This window comes from Leptospira ainazelensis (assembly GCF_016918785.1).
GTDB lineage: Bacteria > Spirochaetota > Leptospiria > Leptospirales > Leptospiraceae > Leptospira > Leptospira ainazelensis.
On the sequence record NZ_JAFFPT010000045.1, the window covers coordinates 23,490 to 43,427 of the forward strand.

The following is a 19,938-nucleotide window of genomic DNA, read 5'->3' on the forward strand; positions in this document are numbered from 1 at the left end:
CTTCTTTCAGGTTAGACCAAAAGGTCCGATACTAAGAACAGTGACGTCGAACTTTTACAGAAAAATCGTCTTTGCCCTGACACTCATTCTATTAGGGCTGATTCCTCTTTCCATCCCTTTTTTAACCGAAGAATGGAAAGAGTCTTCTATGTCGTTTCCTCTCAATCCGGTTGGAAATGAGAATTTTTTAAAACGTCAGAATTTTTTAAAAGTCTGGATGGAAGCGAGAAAGGCCCCTCTTTTTGAGGCCGGTTCAAAGATAGAATACGGACTCAGAAACGATCCCCTTCCAAAAAACGCAAAGGAACTCGGCGAAAGTCTTTTGAAAAATTTGGAACTCAAGTCGATCAAAATTTACGATTCTTCCTATCGTTTGATCTATTCAAACGAAGAAACCAAAGAAATCTTTAACGGCGATCTGAGGTTAGGCGATTTAAGAATAGAACCTTCCGGAATCAATTTCGACCGTTCCGGCGTTCCGATCTATCGAAGTCAGAACGGAGAATGGTTTCTCTGGATGAAAGGTTTCGCTCTGGGAAAACACCTGTCCTTACCGTTTAATATCCGAGAAAAACAAGTGTACTGGATTTTTGAATCGGGCAAAAACGGAACCGATTCGTTACTCGGATCGAACGATATTCGATCTTTGGATTACCCGGATAACATCGAAGAAATATTAGCTGAATTTAATAAACCGACCGTGGAGTGGAAGGACCGTCCTCTCTGGGAAAAAAATAAAATCGGAAACAATACGATTTTTCTTTCGTATGATAAGGGATCGAGATTCAGACAACTTTTCCAAATATTCGTTTTTGTTTCCTTTTTACTCGGTTTGTGCGGATTAGGAATCATTTCCTCCACGTTGGTACATTCCATCACCGTGGAAAAAGAGTTCGATAATAAGGAAAAAATTCTCAGACTCAGAGACGTCTTTTTAAGAATTTTGCTGTTGTTACGGAGGGAGAGTTGATGGCCGGATTAAAACTTAGAATTTCCCTTCTATTTCTTTCGGTATTTTCATTTTTCTATTATTTGTTGGTTCCGTATTTTCCGGAAGGCGTATATTACAAAAATAGAATTAATTCCATCTTTGTAAATTTCAACCAAGAACTCAATCGATTGGAGTCGGGTCTGAGCGACGTGAAATCAACTTCCGATTTGGAAAATCTCCAATTGGAATTTCCCATGGTTTCCGGATTGAAGTTGATCACCGAAGCCGAATTATCTACTAGAAAAGACCCGGATGGAAAACTATTAGCCGAGACGTTAAAGGAAGGCGCGAGTCGATTGTTTTTTCTAAAACCTTTTTTGGTTCTTTGTCTTCCTGTCACTGCGGAAAAAAAATTGATTCTCGCCGAATTGAGAGAAGACAGTCTGAGGGTTTCTTTTTCGGGAATGGAATCCATTCTAATTCCGGATCTAAAATTCGGCGGTTATATCGAACCTGGGAAAAAATATTACGGTTTAAGCGGGGATCAGATTTCTTCTTTGCTGATCGGAGGTTTGAATCATTCGGAAAATGCGGTGAATCGAATTCAGATCGGAACCGCTCCTTTTATCGGATATTATTATGCGACACCGGAAAGGACAAACGGATTTCTAAAAGGTATTTTGATTATTAAACCCGGAAACGAAGGTCTTCCGTTTTTATTCTTATCCGGTTTTCTCGCACTTCTTTTTCTGATCGATCTAATGATTCGGATTTTGAGAATGAAGAAGGATCTGTTCTCGGTTAAAGAAGGAAAGGAAATTCAGGATTTAGTAGGTCAGATTTCAAAGGGAGTCAACGGACTTCAGCTCGCAAAACAAAAGGCGTTGGAGTTGGTAGATAAGGACAAACACGATGAAATCAAAACCTTGTCTTCCGAAGAGGTGGATTCGGATCTGAGAACCCTTCCAATTAGTCTCCAGGAAGTTAAAAAGGAAGGAGGGACATCGATCTTTGTCCTTCCGTTTGAACTCAAAGGAGAAGGTTATATTTCCCCGGCTTATCTTCGTGATCCCGAAAAATTCAAAATTCATCCGGTTATTTCACCGGAAATCGAAAAGAAAAGGTCTGAAATTTTTAACTCCGAACTGGAGACTCTGATTTCAAAAGTAAACGAACCTTCTGCGGAAATTCCGGAAAAACCGGCGGAGCCGAAAGTGATTCCGCAAGAGCAGCATCCTTTGGAAGAACCCGTTCAAGGTAAACACTTGGATTTGGGACCGGGTTATATGAAATGGTTGTCTTCGCTTCCGATCCGAGATAGAAGAAAAATTCTGGAGGTTTTGGACGAACTCGGTTACGGATTAGAATCAGAATATTCATTTATTCTAAAATACTATATTTCAGTGTTCTCGTATCTCAAACTGACAGGTTTTGCGATCAACTATTACGATCGAAGAAACGGAAGTTACACTCCTTTTGTAACCTACGGTTTGAGAGAAAAAACCGCGGAAAACATGATCTTTCTTTACGACGATCAATACATCGGAAAAGAATCCGGGAATTATTCTCTGATCGGAATCACCGAAGAAAGAAAGAATGATCGATTTTTCCGAAAAAAATTCGATCCTGCCGATTTGGAATCCTGCATTTCCATTCTAACCATTCCACTTTCCAATTTCGGAATTCCATTCCGGTTTTTCCTATTTTATAAAGATCCTCCGACAGAAGAAAGCGCGCAGGAGATCGAGAACCTGATCTTTCATTCTTTGGAACCGGTGATCAAAGCGTTTGAAGATTACGATCGTAAAATACTTGGGGAATTGTTTCGCGATAAACGAGACATCGTCTCCTCTCGAATTCATTTGATGAGAATCGCGACCGACGGAGAAAGGGGCGTTACAAAATCCTTTAAAGTGGAGTTTCATGGAAAGGATTTTAAAAAATTAGAGTCCGATCGAAAGAAAGTAATGTCGGAGATTTCCGAAATTATCGGACCGGAAGATATGTGTTTCGGGATCGGGGTCGGCGCTTTCGGAATTTATACAAGAAAGGATTTAGAAGAACAGGTTCGCTCGTTTTTGGATCAGACCGGTCATACTTACGATCTTACGGTCGATGTTTATCCTGCGAACGGAAAAAATCTTTTCACATATCTCTAAGATTTGTTCCGCTAAAATGAACGTCTTACGTTTTGCGATTCTACTGATTCTATTCTTATCATCTTTTCAAACTATCGTTTCCGACGAGGAGAATCGAAAAGAATGGAATCGCGCCGCTAAAGAAAAAATTCTCAAGATGAACGAGAAGGAAGAAGAGACGGAATCGATTCCTTATCTTGAGAAATATGTGGAAAAAAATCCATCGGATCTCACCTTCAAACTCTGGTATGCAAGAGCCCTATTTTATCGTAAGGATTTGGAATTACCTGGACACGCTGAGGATGTTTTTTCGAGAATGGAAAAACTAAAAAAGATCCGCGAAAACTATCTTCATTCCGCAAAGATTTTCGAAGAAGTTTTGGAATATCTAACACAAGCGACTCCGCGAGATCCCGATCTAGGGAAATGGCATTTTTTATGGGCGATGGCGGAATGGTACGCGGGACGAGACGACAGGGCGATTCAGATTTTTAAGAAGTCCTTTAAATATGATTTTCGACTGAACGAGGCGAACTACAATATCGCGTGTATCTTTCAAGCCCTAGGTCAGTTGAAGGACGCGGATATTTATTTTAGAATGTATCTCAAGAATGATAAAGAAATGAGAGAGGAAAACTGATGGCGAGAGTGGACAAACGATTTCAGCTACTCATGACGGAAGAAGAACTCGACCTCTTAAAAAACGAAGCCGACAAAAGAAATCTTTCCGCAGGAGAAATGCTGAGGTTATCTTTGAGAAACGAAGTCTATCGTTCCGATTCTTACGAACGTCTGGAAGCGTTAAACATTCTCGCGAGCATAAAAGAAGAATGAGATACTATCTTTCAAAATCTTTGCTTGAATCTTTGATCGAAGGCGCTCCCGATCAAAAAACGGTTCTCCTTGAATCCATAGGGAATCTGATCAAAGAACAACATCTATTTTATACGGGAACGATTTCCATTCTTCCGATTTTGGAAAAACAAAACGATCCGATACAAAAGGATATCGTCTGGACTCAGGTGAAACGCCTTTGTCTGGAAATTTTGGATTTTAAATCCGAAAATCTTTCTCTGGCTCAGAAATTATCCAAAGAGTTCGGAAGCGCGGATTGGGTCTGGAACGAAATGGCGGTTGCGATCGAAAAAGATTTGGACGGTTTTATCACCGTCGATAAAAATCTTCCGAATCAAAGGATGATCAAGGTGCTACTCGCTCAGGAAATAAACTTCAACGGGATCGCTTAGGGGCGATACTTGGTCCTTTCCGGTTTGGAAATGATAAGCCTTGTTGTATGCGCTGATTCTAAAATAATAGGTAGTTCCCTTTTTTAGAAAGAGTTGATTTTTTTCCAGAAGAATCTCCGCGTTCAGGGAAATGATCCGATTGTCCACGCAAGTGTTGAGTTTATTATAATATTCTTGAATGTTGTTCGAATTCTTTCCTTCCGGTAAACCCGTAATCGGATCCAGATAGTCGGAGGCGGGATGTTTGGATCTTGTTTTTTTATCAGGAACCTCGTTCGTCGCAGAATAGGTTCCTCGAATGATTCCCACCATTCTATCCGGATGAATTCCATAGTGGATAAAATATCCGCCTCCGTTGATGACGTCCCTTTCCGGATTGGATTTCCAGCTTAAGCAAACGCTCGGTCCGCCATCATCGATCGAATTCTCCACGACTTTAAGGCCCAGAGGACGAACGGGAGGCATCGTTTCCCGATACATGAGAGTTAGATTTTTCAATTCGGGAGTTTCGTTTCCGGTCGAATCGGCCTTGAACTTGATTCTCCATTGATAGTAACGAAACGGAAGAAGGTCTTCCTTGTTTTCCGAAATTCCTAAAAACTTCTTCAGGGAATTTTTAAGAGAGATTCGATATAAATCCGGATCCAAAGAATCTAGTTTAAAAGATTCTAATTTTCTTAAGTCTACTGCGATCCAAGCGGGCCCTTCCGAAGCGGGATGAAAGACCGTGGGTGATACTCGGAAGTAAAGTTCCATGGCCGAAGACTTGGGAATACTCGCCTTGAGTTCGATTTCTTCCAAGAACGCGCTGGAATATTTGCTTTTGTAAACCGGTGAAATCGCGGTTCCAAATTTGGATTGAGTCGTGTGAGTTTCCGGGTCAAAATCTTGTCCCGGAAAAGATACGTCTTCCGCGTTCGGATTCGGCTTTCCTCGGAAGACCGCGAAGTTTTCCATCCATCCGTAATAAGAACTCGCGATTCGAAAGGAGGTCGTATCTTCGGGATGAAACCCCATTCTTATCAAATTTTTATTGGAAGGAATGGATCCTCTTGCGGATTCCTTTCCGTTCAGATATAGAACGATTTCCCTTTCGGAAGGATTAAAATAGAGGAGAATCCGATTCCACTGATTTTTTTTCAGAATTGTGTTCGAAACAAGTTGAAGAGAAAGAAATCTTTTTTCTTCGGTTTCAAAAAAGGAATGAAAACCCGCTTTGAGTTTATCGTCCGCGATTTTGAGATCCCAACCGAACGTGCTTCCCGATGTTTCATAAAGTTTTGAAATTAAGGTAGCGTCTTTTTCAACGGTTCCGGGAAGAATGCTGAACGCGATGTAAAACTCCTGTGTAAGATCTTTGGAAGTGAGAACTCCCGTGTTGGAATGGGCGATTCGAATTCCCGTTCTTTTTCCGGAAAATCGAGCGCTCCTTTTTGCGTGAAGGACGTTTTCAGAATCCGGAAGGAAAGAAGAGGAAATAACTTTATAATTTCCTGATATATCTTTGAGATTGGCTGGTTCTCCGGAATCAAAGTTGAGATAGAGATCCGATCCGAAACTTCGGTCCTTGGTTTGTAGTCTGAGAGTTTTTTGTTCCCCATTCTTTCCGGCAAGTTCCAATCCGCTTCTTTGCAGATCCGATAGAGAAAGGACTTTGGTTTCCGAAAAAAGGAAAAAGAAAGGAAAAAGGAATAATACAAAACCCGGAAGGGCGACTAACGAGATCTTAGAATTTGTAATCCATCCCATCCGGTTTTTTGATTATGAGTTTAACGTTTCGAGCTGATTGACTCTTCTTTCGTGGCGTCCGCCTTCGAAAGGAGTTGCAACCCAGGTACGAACGATATTAAGAGCCAATTCTTTTCCGAGAATTCTTCCGCCCAAAACGAGAACGTTTGCGTTGTTGTGCCGTTTGGATAATTCCGCAGTGAGCTGATCGTGACAAAGGGCCGCCCTGATTCCGCTCAAACGATTGGCGGCTATCGAAGCGCCGATCCCAGTTCCACAAAGTGCGATCAAACCTTCCACTTCTTTGGAAAGAACTTTTTTACAAGCGTCCGCGATGACGATTGGGTAGTCGACTGAGGTTTCGTCCTTGGTTCCGTAGTCTACGATTTCCAATTCTCCACCAAGCGCAGTGCGGAGAAATTCCTTGAGCTCAAAGCCTCCGTGATCCGAGGCGATTCCGATTTTTTTCATGACCTATATTTGTTTATGTCCCGACCGAACTCAGGATTCAAGCAAATAATTCCTAGTTTTACCGTCAAAAAGGGGATTCGAAGGATTCTACAAAACTGATTCTTTGTATGTCTTGGGCATTGCGTCCCAAAATTCAACCTGGAGTAAAAATAGGGAAAGATAGATCATTGAGAAGTTTTCTTCGGAGAGTATTTCTCCTTTGAGGGAATATGTCGTCGCGTCGTTCAGTCTTGTAAGAAGTTCCCGTTTTTGTTTGAGATGTGTTGTGAGAAGTTCCCATTCTATGGAATTGAGAGATCTTGTTTTTTCATCGGAAAGGATATAGTTTTCGTAATAAGAATTCAATTCGTTGTAGGTCGCAAGATGGCGATTCCAATCCGAAAATAGAATCGAATATTCTTCTTCGGTCAGCTTTTTGTTTTGAATACAGTTCACCGATTGAAAACGGGATCGTCCTTCTTTGTATGCGATCGTTTCCGCGATTCTTTTTTTTTCCTCCAAGGAGATCGTGGATTTGAAAAGATTGGAGAGCTCCGAAGACGCGGCTTCATTCGTAAAACAATCCTGAATCGGAAGTTGTGTGAGAAAGTTTAAACCGGAAGCCTTCAGGCTTCCGGTGGCGATTCCCAGAAAAAAAAGGGTGTAAAATATTCTTCTGAATTGGAGATTTTTCATTTCGCTGAAGATTCAAATTCTTTCATAAAGGAAATGAGTTTTTGAACTCCCGCAAGAGGCATGGAATTGTAGATCGATGCGCGAAAACCGCCGACCAATCTATGTCCTGCCAAACCGTGAAGACCGTTCTTTTCAGCTTCGTCCAAAAATTTTGAGTCGAGGTTTTTATCCTTTAATAAAAAAACGGCATTCATTTGAGAGCGGGCCCTTTTCTGAACAGGGCAGGTATAAAGTGAAGAAGCGTCGATGAAGTCGTATAACAATCGAGATTTTTCTTCGTTCACTTTTTGGATGGCCTCGACTCCGCCGAGTTTTAACAACCACTCGAATACTAACTTCGCGATGTAAATGGAATACGTCGCGGGTGTGTTGTAGAGGGATTTGTTTTTGGTCATCACCTCGTAGTCGAGAAGGACGGGGATCTTTCTTCCGGAAATTCCGATCAGATCGTTGCGGATGATCAAAACGCTCAAACCGGAAGGTCCGATATTCTTTTGCGCACCCGCAAAGATAACGCCGAAATCTTTTACATCGATCGTACGGGAAAGAAGTTCGCTCGTCATATCGGCTACAAGGGGAATCCGTTTGATCTTTGGAATCTCGGAATATTGAGTTCCATAGATCGTATTGTTGGAGGTGATATGAAGATATTTTCCTTTTCCGGAAAGTTTACTATCGTCGAGTAAAACGGGAACGTCAGTAAATTTGTTTTCCGTTGCGTCATAGAGTACGTTGACGCCGTTGAACTTGAGGCCTTCTTCCCAGGCTCTTTTTGTCCAGATTCCGGTATGTGCGATGTCGAAACTTTCCCCGTCTTTGAGAAGATTGAGCGGAAGAGCTGAAAAATGAAGCGTGGCTCCTCCAGAAAAGAACGCGACCGAATAATCGTCTCCTATGTTTAAGAGAGTGCGCAAAAGAGATTCAGCTTCTTTTAGGACGTCTTCAAAAAGAGGTTCTCTGTGACTCACTTCCATAATGGACATTCCGGAGCCCTTGTAATTTAAGAACTCAGCCGCCGCGATTTCCATGACTTCGTTGGGAAGCATGGCCGGTCCCGCGCCGAAATTGTAAATTCTTTCCTGGAATTGATACATATAGGATAAGGTTGCAAAGGGGAGTTTGGGGATCAACTTTCTTCTCGGAAAGAAGTCTCCGGATCGGGAAAAATCCTTGTCGCGATAGAATGCTTGATGATAGCATATCCCCTGGTCAAAACGACTGCTTTCTCTTCCGGAGATGAAAAGGAGTATTTTAGAATGTTCAGAATCTTGATAACACTTGTGTGCGTTGGTTTTTCTTTCTCTTTATTTTCCCAGGAAAATTCTAAACTCGGAGAAAAAGAAATTCGTTCTTCCGGAAAGGTTCAGTTTATCAACCGTTCATCGGCGAGAGCCGGAGAAGAGGTCAAAGGAACCAACGAGAAGGTCGGAGCGGGTTTGGCCGAGATCTTAAAAAAAGAACCTAATAAAAGTCATACTCAAGGTGGAATGAGCGTGACCCGGATCGCTCCCGAAGATAAAAAATTCGGAGCAGATATTTTCACTCTTTCCGAAGATTCGGATTACGGACATATCAATTCGATTCAAAGAATTTTGGCCGGATTCGTAAAATCGAATTTCGGTTATGACGATAAGAATGCCGACATTCTCGCAACTTACATTCTTTATTACAACGCAATTCATAGAAAGGATAAAACCTATATTGGAAAGAAATATTCCAATTCCGTAATTAAGGTTTTGAAACCGGCGTCGATCGGTATTTCAAAACGTTATTCGGAATGGCCTGGAAAAACCGAAATCCTAGTTCCCTTAGTGGAAGATATTCTTGGAAAAGACGTTCATACCGACGAGTTGGAAGACGAGGTCAATAAGGATCTTGATAAAAAGAAAGAAGGACAATCCGAAAAGGATAAGTTCGATGATCTTCAAAGAGAGAAAAATAAAAAAGAATTAGAAGAAATCAAAAGAAGAAAAGAAGAGAATCAAGATAAGCAAAAAGAGCTGAACGATAAAGAAGTAAGAACCGATAAAGAACTTCAAGAACTCAATAAAGATCCCGTTAAAAATAAACAAGAAATCGTAGAAAAGAAAAAAGTAAAAGAACAGGTTCAAAAAGAAAAAGAAGTCGTTAAAAAAGAAGAGCAGAAGCTCAAAGAGAAAGAAAAGGAAGTCGTCAAAAAGGACGAAGAAAGAAAAAGCAATAATACTTCCAGTTCCTCGAGCTCTTCCAGTTCTTCCAAATCCAGCGATTCTAAAAGTGATTCCGGAAGTAAGTCCGGTAGCGATAGTAAATCTTCTTCCGATGACAAGAAGTCCGAGGCTGAACTTAAAAAAGAATTGGCTGATACCAAAAAGGAATTAGAAACCAAAAAAGAAGAAGAAAAGAAAAAGGAAGAATTCGACAAAAACGTGGTCGGAGGTAAAATCCTTTTCTTAAAAACTTTGAAGTATTTGGACAAAGGTCATTATAACAACGAACTTCAGGTTTTGGATCCTACCAAGGACGACACGATTTTCCGAGGAGATTTTAATAAGATCTGCGGAAGAACCTTCGAGATCGTAGACGGAAAGGCGCTGGTGATCGGATTCGAGGACGGTCACTCTTCCAATCACAAACTGATCCTGATCGATCAGGAAACTTTGAAACCCACCATTTCCGCGGAAGACAATATCTTCTGGCGTTCTCCGATGATCGTAAAAGGAGACGAGATCTACGCATTCGAAGAAGTTCAGGAAAAATACTATCTTTCTCGTTTTGGAAAGGATCTCAAAAAACAAGCGAAGTCGTCGGAAGAAATCAGCCCGAACTCGAACGTGACTTTTTACGGAGAAAAGATTTACGTTACCGGAAAGGAAGAAGGTTCGGGAAGTATTCAGATTACCGTTTTTAATAAGGCCGATCTGAAGCTGATCAAGAAGATTAAGCCGTAACTTCTTATACAAGGAACTGTTGAATCATTTGTAGGCTACGATTGTCGTAGCCTACAAGCGGAACAGCAGCTAACCGTAGCCAATGAGTTGGAAAAACTATTTAGTATCAACAAAGGTTCCAATTAGAATTTTGCAGGAGTTCCTACATCGAGACTTTTTACTTGCAAAAAGTATGATTTTCTGATAGAGAAAAATCCTCGCGAATTTTCCACCCCCCGCCCCACCACCCAAGATCAGGGTGGGGCGCGCGATTTTTACAGGAGATTGTCGGAGTTCCGACATTTTTTTTAAAGAATCAGACCACTCGTGGGTAAGAATTAGGTTATGCGAAAAGTCCGTGGAAATCATTTAAAAGATAAGAATAATGCTGATTGATCGGGCTATTTTTGCGGTGTTTTCAACTCGATTTATCCTTTCTCGATTTCATACTTTGAGCTGATTGAATGAGGCAAATCGTATGCGAGTTATTTTATATTCTGTCATTCTATTCTTACTTTGTCACTGCGGAAGATATATGAAAGAACAGCCCTTGCGCGAACGTGAACAAGTCAGGGAATTTTTAGAAAGACAAATCCAAAGCGGAAAATTTCCGGCTTTTCAATACGTAGTCGTCGGACCTGAATCGGAACTCTTTAACTTCAGCGAAGGCCTCTCCGACATCGCGAAGAATTCTAAAATCACTAATCGAACGACGATGATGATTTACTCGATGACAAAAGCGATCACTGCGATTTCGATCCTTCAGTTGGTCGGAGAAGAAAAAATTTTTCTCGAGGATCCGGTCGTTCGGTATTTACCTGAAATTCCTTATGGCAAGGAGGTAAAGGTAAGTCATCTTTTGTCGCAAACTTCCGGCATTCCGAATCCGATTCCCTTGAAATGGGTTCATCTTCGAGAAGAGCATGATCGTTTTGACGAACAAGCAGACCTCGCTTCCATTTTAGCAGAACATCCGAAATTAGAATTTCCGCCTGGCTTTAAATACCGTTATTCTAATATTTCCTATTGGCTTTTAGGAAGAATTGTAGAGAAGGTTTCGGGAACCTCTTTTGAAGAATACGTTCGGAATCATATTTTGAAACGGTTGGGTCTAAAAGAAAAGGAGGCGGATTTTATCATACCGGATTCTTTGAATCACGCGAAGGGTTATTTAAGACAATGGTCTCTATTCGATTTTATAAAATCGTTTTTGGTGGATAAAAAATTCATCGGTGGATATGAAAACGGATGGTTGGCGATTCACGACCATTATATGAACGGATCTTCTTTTGGCGGTATGATCGCTTCGGCTCAGGCGGTTTCGAAAATCCTCCAAGATTTGTTAAAGGAAAACTCGAAACTTTTAGGAAAGAAGGAAAAACATCTCCTTTTTGAACGCCAGAAAAATTCGAAGAGCGAACCGATCGAAATGACCTTGGGTTTGCATATCGGATCCGTAAACGGGAAGAATTTTTTCTTTAAGGAAGGAGGCGGTGCCGGATTTCATTGTGAAATGCGTATTTATCCTAAGGAAAAAATCGCGACCGTTCTTATCGTAAACAACGGCGCATCTAACGTCGACTCATTGCTTGATAGATTGGACAGCGCGTTCTTGAAATGATTTTCTCCGTTTCCAAAACTTAAAGGTGGACTCGTTTTTAAAGATCGATCTCGACTGAAACTGAGTTTTTTATCCTTTGCAATCTCCAAAAAGCGGGATTTGGAAAAATCTTTGATTGAAACGATTCTGAGTTTCCGATTTTTGATCGAAAGGAAAGGATTTAATTTTTAAAAGGAAAGATTAAAAAAATCGAATCTATTTCGGATTTCAATTTTGGAGAGGAGAAGAAGGATTCAATTGGTCCGTTCCTTTCGGAACGGGTTTTCTAAAAGTTTACGATTCTAAAATTCAAAAAAAGTATTTTTATCTCAGAGAAGTCAATTCTCTGTAAGCGCGAACGACACCGTCGGCGATCGTCTTTGTGAACGTGAGAGCGACTCTTGCTTTTTCAGAAGCTATCATCACCTCGTGCGCGTCGACCGAATTCGGATCGAAGACCATCTTCTGCGTAAGCTCATCCGCTTCCACTTGAAGATCGTTTACGGAAGTCATAGCATTCTTCATCGCTTCCGAAAAACTTTCGGCGACGTAATCGGGCGACACGGGTTGTTTTACGTCTTTGTAATGTCTCTCTTCCGTTGTGAAGACGTTCACATTATCTCCTTTCGGAGTTAAGGGATGCGCTTTTCCGCCGTTGTAACCGGAATTATAAGTATACCAGAGTGAAGAATTAGAATTGATTTCCATGATTATGCCCTACCTATTTCCAACGCTTTGTTAAACATCGCTTTGGATCCGTTGATCATCTGTACGTTTGCTTCATAGGATCTGGAGGCCGAAATCATATCCGTCATCTCGGTGACGATATTGACGTTCGGCATTTCCACATATCCTTTTTTCGGTCCGATCTGAATCGAGTCCGGGTGAGTCGGGTCGTAGACCAGACGAAGAGGGGTCATATCCTTTTCGATCTTCATCACCTTTACACCTTTTCCTTCCCCCGGAGAGACTCCGAACGGATAAACGGGACTATTCCATCTGGTTCTCAAGTTGACCGGAGTCATCACGACCCGATCTCTTCGAAAAGGACCGTCTCCATTCGTATTTCTTGTCGTGGTCGAGTTTGCGATGTTGTTTGAAATCACATCCATTCGCAATCTCTGCGCGGATAAGCCTGTTGCGGAAATGTTGATCGATGAAAAAAGTCCCATGGCTACTTCCTAAACTAAAATTATGTCTCATTATATTGAATTCAAGGAAAATATTTCGTATCTTAAGCCATTCTCATGACTTGTTTTAGGTCTCTGTAGTTCTGATTGATTCTCTCGGACATCATCATATATTGCATCTGGGAATTGGAAGCCTCTACGACCTCTTTTTCAACGTCCACGTTGTTGCCATCGGCTCGCATCGTAGTCAGGTAATCGATATTTGCCTTTGGTTGAACTTCGCGATAATCCAGGGGTTTGAAGAAGGAAATGTGGCGATCGTCGGAAATTTGTGTCGGAACCTCTTTTACGGCCTCGATCTTTTCGGATTCGATCGCTCTTTTGATCATCGACTCGAATATTACTTCGGATCTCTTAAAATGAGGCACATCCGCGTTCGCGATATTGTCTGAAATTACTTTTCTCTTCAAAACGGAACTATTCATTCCTCTTTCCAGCAAATCCTGGGTTTTCATGAAATGGGTCTTCTCAAACATTATTTCTCTCCCCTCAAAAAAATCGGTTGAATTTGAGTTTTCCAAGAGAGATTTTTTTTACTTAGGAAAGTTTTTTCGTCCGAAAGTATATGAGGACGCCGAAGAACTCGAAAGCGAATCTTAAAATGTCAGATAATTCAGAAACAGTCGAAATAACCCCGGATCTAACGATCCTCTTTAACGACTATTACGCATTTCGAACGATGCTTATGGACGCTATCGCTAAAAAGCCTAAGTCGATCATTCTCAATCTGGGGGATATTCCCGTGATGAATTCGATCTCCATAAGCTCTCTCGTTTGGTTTTTAAAAAATGCAAGATCGGAAGGGATTTCCTGTACGATCAGCGCTATTCATCCCGACCTTCTAAACACCTTTGAGGTTCTAAACTTAAAAGAATACATCGATCACCAGTGATTCTTCCCTTTCTGGTTCCTTTCTCATATTAGAAACTGCGATTTCTTCCGGTTCTTCGGCTCCGATTTTCATTGGACAAGCAAGGACGGATCTCTATGTTTGAATCTATGAAAAAAATCGTTCTCATTCTAACTCTCGTTCTCATTTTTCTCTCCTCCTGTAAAAAGAAGGAAGAGCTGATTTTAGGGGATTGGGTAAAGGTTAAAAATTGTCCTGAAAAGGGTGAATGTAAAGATCCGGATAAAGGGAAGGGAAGTCATCTCCTGATTCTTCCGGACGGTCTCGCAAAATACGATACCTTTCACCTTACTTATAAAATGAAAGACGATGATATTCATTTTAATCTCGCGGATCTCGCCTTTGATTTGGAATATAGAATTCTGAAAGTAAATGAAAAGGAACTTCAACTGCTGAACAAAAAAGAAGACAACGTAGAATTCTTTGAGAAGAACTGAATCGAATCGACGTTCTTTCCGTTAAAAAAAGTATGAAACGAATTCTAATTTTTCTCCTCTTAACTTTTTGTTTCTCCGGATTTCTTTTTGCGGACGACGAAGAGGAAAATCTTCCGGGTAATGGTTCTCCGACTCCGAACTTGGAAAATTCCGGTTCGCCCGCAGACGCGGCGAGAAGAAGGGTTCAGATCACGGCTCTCAATACAGAAACGGTCAATCTCATCCGTGCTAACAATCTTGCGAGAGCTTCCGTTAATATTGAAAGAATCAAGAAGTTGGACGAGAACACGGTGGAATATCACTATCTGAAGGGTTCTTATCTTTATGCGCAGGGGCGTTATCCGCAAGCAAAGAATTCGCTTCTCAGAGCCATTCAGATTCAGCCGGGACACGACCCTTCTTATTATCAACTTGGGATGATTTTTGTTCAGAGAAACAAATGGCCGAGATCCTTGGAATACTTTCAGAAAGCGGTAGAATTATCCAACTATAATCCATTCTATAGAATCAATCTTGCTCTCGCTTATTTTGAGACCGGAAATTATCTTCGTGCAAAAGCGGAAGCGGAGAGGGCGATCGAGCTGAAACCTAATTTTAGGGCGGCTAAACTTCTTCTCTTAAAATCAAATTTTCTTTTGGGAAACAAGGCGGACGCTTACTCTCAGTGTGTGGAATTTGTAAAAGACGGTTTTCAATCCAGAGAATACATGTTAATCCATGCAAGACTTGTAATGGACATTCATCAGAATTTCAGAAAGGCGATTAAGATCTACAATCTTTACGGCGAGCTTCCTTTTCAGGAAAAAAGGTTTTTGGCTCACGCTTATTACAATACCGGGAATTATCGCGCGGCGGCCGCGACTTATCAACAAGTGATTCAGTTTAGAATCGCCGAGGAAGAAGATAAGATCGAATATATACGTTCTCTTTCCTTTATCAAAGATTACAGGAGATTAGAATCTTTTGTGACCTCTTGGTTGCAGGAAGAGCCTGACAAAAGAAGAAAGGTCCAGGAAGCTTTGGACATCGCAGAACTCCTCAAAGACAACGACTCGAAAACTTTTCACATGTTCCCTTCAAGATCACCCTATTGAAAGGGGACTTTCGTTGGAACTCCGACAGTTCTACCGTGAAAATCGCGCGCCCCGCCCTCGTTGGGTTGGAGGAGGCGGGCTGGCGGGAAAAAACGGAAGATTTTCCTTTACCATAAATTTACAGTTTAAGCAAGAATAAAAGACCTCTCATCGCTCCGTCGGAACTCCGACAATTCTACCGTAAAACGCGCGCGCTCCCACCCTCGTTGGGTCATAACCTTACCCACAAAGTTGTTTGAATCTTAAGAAAAATTTGTCGTAACAACTACAGTCCTCCGTTAAACGAAAGCCCCGCCCTGAAATTTTGGGTGGCGGGGCGGGTGGTGGAAAACTCCGGGAGATTTTCCTATATCACAGAATTATAATTTTGCAAGGAATATTCTCTTTCAGAGCTTTTGTAGGAACTCCTACAAAAAAAAAATCTTACGGGGATCCTTCTTCATTCAAAATCGCTTTTCTAACTTGTGGGTAAGGAAATGCCCTCGTTGGGTGGAGGAGGCGGGCTCGCGGGAAAAAACCGAAGATTTCCCTTTACCATAAATTTACAATTTAAGCAAGGATCGAAGACCTCTCATCGATCCGTCGGAACTCCGACAATTTATATTCTAAAACTTCAGTTTCTTGTTTTGGTCGGAATTCGAATCAAATAAATTACAACAAGAATTCCGATCAGAGAAACCAGAATCTTTACAGCTAAAATCGGAATAAAAAAGAAAACGGTAGTTCCGATCGTTATAAAGATCATCGAAATTGCTAGGATCTTTGCCCGAAGAGGAATCATCTTGTGAATTCTCCAGTCGCGGATGTAGGATCCGAAATACCGGTTGTTCATAAGCCAATTGTAAAATCGATGGGAGGTTCTCGCATAACAAGCCGCAGACAAGAGTAAAAAAGGCGTTGTTGGAAGAACCGGCGTAAAAATTCCTATGATCCCTAAGGCTAAGGAAATAGAACCCGCGACAAATAGGAAAAAACGAATGAACTTGGATCTATGAAGTCGAACCTCGTCGCTGTAATCTTTCTGTTCCATATTCTATAGAATGAAACCGGCTTTGGACAATTCAATTCTTTTCTAAATCGGCAATGAAGCGACTCCGGTTTCGATCGGATTAAGTTCTTAGATTCGATGCCGACGAGATCGGAAATTTTTCATCGTTCGGTCCAGGCACGATTTGTATCCAGCCAATCGTTTAAGATTTGCGCGTCTTTTTTCTTCGCGAACTCTTTGAGCGGCTCCAATTCAACGGGAGAATATTGTCTTGCAAGCTGGAAGAGAACGTCTAACTGAGCCACCGTATGGTCCAGGTCCAAAGAATTTAAGTATCGAATATAAAGGGGCAGATATTTTAGATTTTTCTGAAGTAGCCAAAGCATCGCATACGTTCCCGTTTCCAGTTCTTCGTGTGTGGAAAGTCCTTCGTCATTGTTCTCTTCATTGAATTCGATCAAGGTTTCCAAATATTCCGAAACTGAAATTTCAATCAAAGAATCTGAGGCCGGAATTTCAGAAAAGAGCGCTTGTTCGTCGAACGTATGATCATCGATTCTTACGCCGAAACCGAACCACGGATCCGAGTCCTCGAAAATGGGATCGGATAAAACTAGGTCTTCCGCGTTTTTAAGAATTCTCGTCCAAGTATCAATCGCGTTTCTGATCGAAACCGATGTTAGATCTTTCAATGGAACCAATACAAGATGACCCGTAAATCCTGCCTCGGGATCCATTTCGACGATACGTATCATAAATTCAGTTTTCATAATGTATTTGCTCCCTACGAATAGAATTCCGCGAAAAATTCGATATTGAGAATTCTCTGCGCGAGAACCCTCAAAAGAATTTGCCCTAAAAGAAATTGATTCGCTTCTTGGATTCTCACGATTTCACAATCCTCGTGAGATACAAACAAATACGCGGGCTCCTTGCGGATTGTCTTTTTTAAAGGATCGTTTAAAATCCAGTTCTGACCAAACTCGATAATACAAGGATCGTCTTCCAATGATAGTTCTTTATTTTCTAAAGCTTCTAAGAATTCTTCATGATTGCCTTCCTCGATTGCTTCCGGTTCCCATCGTCCGGCATTGATTTTTCCTTTTCCGTCCAATCCAAAAAAGCCGATCGAACCTCCTCCTAAATCTTCGTAATAAATTCCATTGTGAATTTGATTCGTTTTTATATAACTTTTAGGAATACCTTTCTCCGGAATTTTTGTAAACGGAGGACGGCAGATCAGTTCGGCGTTTTCATCGCCAAGATTCTTAATTTTGATTTCAGCATTTAAAGTTTTTTCTTTTTCATTTAAAGAAAAGTAGATCAAGTTTTCGGACGGTTTTTTAAGAATGTCTCTGTCTTCTTCGTTTTCCGTTAGAAACGAAAAGTGTTTGATAAACGCTTCCTCTTGCGAATTCGAATCGAGCGTAGACTTCCATTCCGAAAAAAAATCTACTGAAGAATTATCTTTACAGCGTGTCCCAAAACTCAATTTTACTTTATCAGAAAGATCAAGCTGCAAGAACCTGTCCCAGTTTTGGGATAGGTTCTTATATCCCTTCTTAATCTTTTCGTTTATAAGTTTTTCGGCTTCTTTGATACATTTGTTTTCCGAATCGAAAGTTTTTGTCTGCGTTTGTCCCGCAGTATCCGTTTTTCCGAAAGTTACCGCAATGGAAAGTCCGGAGGACTCTATGTTACAAAATTTATCCGATGTTTCATCTTGATACGTTAGCTCACGTTTTATCATGTTGCCCTCTTGAAAATTTATATCCTCGAATTGCAGAATGTGGTCTACGCTCGAATCATTAATTTTCTTTGCGCTTATCGTTTGATAGTTTTCCAGATCCTCATGGATTAAACGATTGGAAGAAGTCGACTGCTTCCTGGTTTGCAAGAGGTTTTGCGTTCACATCGTTGATATCGAATTGATCGTTTACTACCTTTGCCTGATCGAAACTGTGATGAGTATTTGGAAAAACCGTCATCGCGATCGAGTTGCCCGTTCCAACGCTGGCGCCTAAAGTTTGTGCGCGATTGACCCGATCATCGCAAAAACCTCCGGTATAAAGCGGATCTAATCCCGCGGCTAGAATTTTGAGATGTGTATAGGGCAAATACGTGCTTGTGGAAATTCCTCCGAAGGCGCTGTTCAATCCGCAACCCGGATAATACGAAATTACGGCTTTGAACGGTCTTGGATATTTCTGACGATATTGAAGCGTAGAATTCGTATCCACGGTGGAGATTACGCTGCTTCCGCCGTGAGACCATCCTAATAAAACGATTCTCTCGTTTTGAATGATCGCTGATCTCCTTACATAGTCTAACGCCGCATAGGCGTCCGTCGGTCGATCCGTAACTTCAGAAGTTCCTACACCGGATCCGTTTCCACACTGATTTTGGGCCGCATTTCTCGGTGTGAAACTATCGAGAAGCAAAGTGGCATATCCAAGATTCTTACCTCGTCCAGCCCACTCGGTAAAAAGAGACGCTACACCTTTTGTAGGATCGTTATAAGAATAGGCGCCGCCGCAGCCGTGCATCATTACGATCAGTGGAAATTTTCCTAGACCGGCCGGCTTTGAAAAATACCCGATTCCTACGATATTTTGCGTTGGGTTGAATATTTGAATTTTGTAATTCGTGAGTTCTGATTCCTGATCGATTGGAACCGGACCGGAAATTATATTTTGAAACTCGCTTGCCTGCACCGCGCCCAGTAAAAGAAGGAAAGGAATTTCATCCTTGGAATGTTTGCAACTAACGAAGAGAAGGCTCAGGGTTAGAAATGTCCGAATGGGATATAGACTCATGCGATGAATAACAGTGAAGTCCGGGAATATTTCGGTTTTAATTCGGTTATTTCTATCGGGTTATAGAATGAGAAAACAGGGGGTGATTCCCGTTCCAAACGTCTAACGTTTTATCAGTCTACTTTCGTAGTAGAGATCTTAAAAGCGAAAGATTTCATTTTTAACGAAAAAAAATATCGATTAACAAATCTATTTTTTTCGGATTCGTTTTTGCAAGTTTGGTTTTTGTTTTGTGAATCTTGGTTTGAAGATTCAAAAGTAAAAATCTGAGGAATCGAATATTAGAGATTCTGCTTTAATGCTGAAGAGACGGCTCTTTGCATCGTTAAGGCGATAAGATTCGAAATGTAATTGTTTAACAATGAATAGGCTTTGTTTTCTATACCGAGTATGTCATGTGCATTTTTTAGAATTTGATTCGGTTCCTGAATGAAGAAACCGGGATCTTCTTTTATCAAAGCTTTGTATGTTTCGTCCAATTCTTCTTTAACAAAGGTAAATTTCTTGAGATAATCTATGGAAAGTTTTTTTTCATATTCTTCCCAAGGAAGCAAGGACAACTGTTCTAAAAACGGTTTTAGTTCCGGGAGCAATGAACAGGAAATTTTAAGCTCTTCCACTTTTTTTTCTATTTCCTCGTTGAGGGGATGATTCGGATAATAATTGGACTTTTTTGCCGAAATGGAATCTAAGGATTCCTCTTTGTTGTTATTGTCGTACAAAGCCGATACTCTCTCGTTTTCAGGATTGGATTGTTTGCGATGAGACAAGGGAGCTTAAAGCCCGTAAAACTCTCAAAACAAA

22 protein-coding genes are annotated in these 19,938 nt (G+C 41.1%); 10 read left to right on the forward strand and 12 right to left on the reverse strand.

Annotation, left to right across the window (positions count from 1 at the left end; genetic code table 11):
* The first annotated feature begins 40 nt into the window (after window positions 1-40).
* The 5 genes from JWG44_RS11285 to JWG44_RS11305 are packed head-to-tail and all read left to right on the forward strand — an operon-like array spanning window position 41 to window position 4,316.
* Window positions 41-970, forward strand: a complete 930-nt coding sequence (locus JWG44_RS11285; RefSeq protein ID WP_205275057.1) for a hypothetical protein — start codon at window positions 41-43, stop codon at window positions 968-970.
* Window positions 970-3,090, forward strand: coding sequence for a hypothetical protein (locus JWG44_RS11290; RefSeq protein ID WP_205275058.1), 2,121 nt, complete (start codon window positions 970-972; stop codon window positions 3,088-3,090). The genes JWG44_RS11285 and JWG44_RS11290 overlap by 1 nt, the downstream gene beginning before the upstream one ends.
* A 16-nt stretch (window positions 3,091-3,106) precedes the next feature.
* The gene (locus tag JWG44_RS11295) at window positions 3,107-3,709 is read left to right on the forward strand and encodes a hypothetical protein (RefSeq protein ID WP_205275059.1); all 603 of its coding nucleotides are present in this window, start codon (window positions 3,107-3,109) and stop codon (window positions 3,707-3,709) included.
* Complete coding sequence (locus JWG44_RS11300) at window positions 3,709-3,903, forward strand: CopG family transcriptional regulator (RefSeq protein ID WP_205275060.1); 195 nt, start codon at window positions 3,709-3,711, stop codon at window positions 3,901-3,903. The genes JWG44_RS11295 and JWG44_RS11300 overlap by 1 nt, the downstream gene beginning before the upstream one ends.
* Window positions 3,900-4,316 (forward strand): hypothetical protein, encoded by a 417-nt coding sequence (locus JWG44_RS11305; RefSeq protein WP_205275061.1) that lies wholly within the window; start codon window positions 3,900-3,902, stop codon window positions 4,314-4,316. The genes JWG44_RS11300 and JWG44_RS11305 overlap by 4 nt, the downstream gene beginning before the upstream one ends.
* Here JWG44_RS11305 and JWG44_RS11310 read toward each other — a convergent pair.
* The 4 genes from JWG44_RS11310 to serC form a co-directional block, all read right to left on the reverse strand.
* Window positions 4,278-6,065 (reverse strand): glucanase, encoded by a 1,788-nt coding sequence (locus JWG44_RS11310; RefSeq protein WP_205275062.1) that lies wholly within the window; start codon window positions 6,063-6,065, stop codon window positions 4,278-4,280. The two genes, JWG44_RS11305 and JWG44_RS11310, sit on opposite strands and share 39 nt — an antisense overlap.
* A gap of 12 nt (window positions 6,066-6,077) precedes the next feature.
* On the reverse strand, window positions 6,078-6,515 hold the full coding sequence (gene rpiB / locus JWG44_RS11315) for a ribose 5-phosphate isomerase B (RefSeq protein WP_205275063.1): 438 nt from the start codon (window positions 6,513-6,515) through the stop codon (window positions 6,078-6,080).
* Window positions 6,516-6,602: 87 nt separating this feature from the next.
* Complete coding sequence (locus JWG44_RS11320; RefSeq protein ID WP_205275064.1) at window positions 6,603-7,190, reverse strand: hypothetical protein; 588 nt, start codon at window positions 7,188-7,190, stop codon at window positions 6,603-6,605.
* A complete protein-coding gene (gene serC / locus JWG44_RS11325) occupies window positions 7,187-8,320 on the reverse strand; it encodes a 3-phosphoserine/phosphohydroxythreonine transaminase (RefSeq protein ID WP_205275065.1) in 1,134 nt (377 codons plus the stop codon). Before serC ends, JWG44_RS11320 begins: the two co-directional genes overlap by 4 nt.
* A gap of 126 nt (window positions 8,321-8,446) precedes the next feature.
* Between serC and JWG44_RS11330 the strand changes: the two genes are divergently transcribed.
* Both JWG44_RS11330 and JWG44_RS11335 read left to right on the forward strand, forming a co-directional pair.
* The gene (locus JWG44_RS11330; protein ID WP_205275066.1) at window positions 8,447-10,120 is read left to right on the forward strand and encodes a P83/100 family protein; all 1,674 of its coding nucleotides are present in this window, start codon (window positions 8,447-8,449) and stop codon (window positions 10,118-10,120) included.
* 514 nt (window positions 10,121-10,634) lie between these two features.
* The gene (locus JWG44_RS11335) at window positions 10,635-11,720 is read left to right on the forward strand and encodes a serine hydrolase domain-containing protein (RefSeq protein ID WP_205275067.1); all 1,086 of its coding nucleotides are present in this window, start codon (window positions 10,635-10,637) and stop codon (window positions 11,718-11,720) included.
* Between the two features lie 303 nt (window positions 11,721-12,023).
* On the opposite strand, the gene fliE is transcribed toward JWG44_RS11335, so the two are convergent.
* From fliE to flgB, 3 genes are all read right to left on the reverse strand, one after another.
* Window positions 12,024-12,407, reverse strand: coding sequence for a flagellar hook-basal body complex protein FliE (gene fliE / locus JWG44_RS11340; RefSeq protein WP_205275068.1), 384 nt, complete (start codon window positions 12,405-12,407; stop codon window positions 12,024-12,026).
* A 2-nt stretch (window positions 12,408-12,409) separates the two neighbouring features.
* Window positions 12,410-12,871: a flagellar basal body rod protein FlgC gene (gene flgC, locus JWG44_RS11345; protein ID WP_069608778.1), complete on the reverse strand. Its 462-nt coding sequence runs from the start codon at window positions 12,869-12,871 to the stop codon at window positions 12,410-12,412.
* Window positions 12,872-12,933: 62 nt separating this feature from the next.
* Window positions 12,934-13,365 carry a flagellar basal body rod protein FlgB gene (gene flgB, locus JWG44_RS11350; RefSeq protein WP_100787055.1) on the reverse strand — a complete coding sequence of 144 codons (432 nt, stop codon included), beginning with the start codon at window positions 13,363-13,365 and terminating at the stop codon, window positions 12,934-12,936.
* 125 nt (window positions 13,366-13,490) lie between these two features.
* Between flgB and JWG44_RS11355 the strand changes: the two genes are divergently transcribed.
* The 3 genes from JWG44_RS11355 to JWG44_RS11365 all read left to right on the forward strand — a co-directional run bounded on the left by JWG44_RS11355 (window position 13,491) and on the right by JWG44_RS11365 (window position 15,330).
* A complete protein-coding gene (locus JWG44_RS11355; RefSeq protein ID WP_205275069.1) occupies window positions 13,491-13,781 on the forward strand; it encodes an STAS domain-containing protein in 291 nt (96 codons plus the stop codon).
* Window positions 13,782-13,888: 107 nt separating this feature from the next.
* Window positions 13,889-14,236, forward strand: a complete 348-nt coding sequence (locus JWG44_RS11360) for an LIC10301 family lipoprotein (RefSeq protein WP_232371608.1) — start codon at window positions 13,889-13,891, stop codon at window positions 14,234-14,236.
* Between the two features lie 32 nt (window positions 14,237-14,268).
* Window positions 14,269-15,330 (forward strand): tetratricopeptide repeat protein, encoded by a 1,062-nt coding sequence (locus tag JWG44_RS11365; protein ID WP_205275071.1) that lies wholly within the window; start codon window positions 14,269-14,271, stop codon window positions 15,328-15,330.
* A 613-nt stretch (window positions 15,331-15,943) separates the two neighbouring features.
* Here the strand turns inward: JWG44_RS11365 and JWG44_RS11370 are convergent.
* The 5 genes from JWG44_RS11370 to JWG44_RS11390 all read right to left on the reverse strand — a co-directional run bounded on the left by JWG44_RS11370 (window position 15,944) and on the right by JWG44_RS11390 (window position 19,904).
* Entirely contained in the window at window positions 15,944-16,360 is a 417-nt protein-coding gene (locus JWG44_RS11370) for a YbaN family protein (RefSeq protein WP_205275072.1), read from the reverse strand.
* Window positions 16,361-16,479: 119 nt separating this feature from the next.
* On the reverse strand, window positions 16,480-17,088 hold the full coding sequence (locus tag JWG44_RS11375) for a hypothetical protein (RefSeq protein WP_205275073.1): 609 nt from the start codon (window positions 17,086-17,088) through the stop codon (window positions 16,480-16,482).
* Window positions 17,089-17,102: 14 nt separating this feature from the next.
* Window positions 17,103-18,068: a WGR domain-containing protein gene (locus tag JWG44_RS11380; RefSeq protein WP_232371609.1), complete on the reverse strand. Its 966-nt coding sequence runs from the start codon at window positions 18,066-18,068 to the stop codon at window positions 17,103-17,105.
* Window positions 18,069-18,168: 100 nt separating this feature from the next.
* Complete coding sequence (locus JWG44_RS11385; RefSeq protein WP_205275074.1) at window positions 18,169-19,134, reverse strand: dienelactone hydrolase family protein; 966 nt, start codon at window positions 19,132-19,134, stop codon at window positions 18,169-18,171.
* Window positions 19,135-19,415: 281 nt separating this feature from the next.
* Window positions 19,416-19,904, reverse strand: a complete 489-nt coding sequence (locus JWG44_RS11390) for a hypothetical protein (RefSeq protein ID WP_205275075.1) — start codon at window positions 19,902-19,904, stop codon at window positions 19,416-19,418.
* Between the last annotated feature and the right edge of the window lie 34 nt (window positions 19,905-19,938).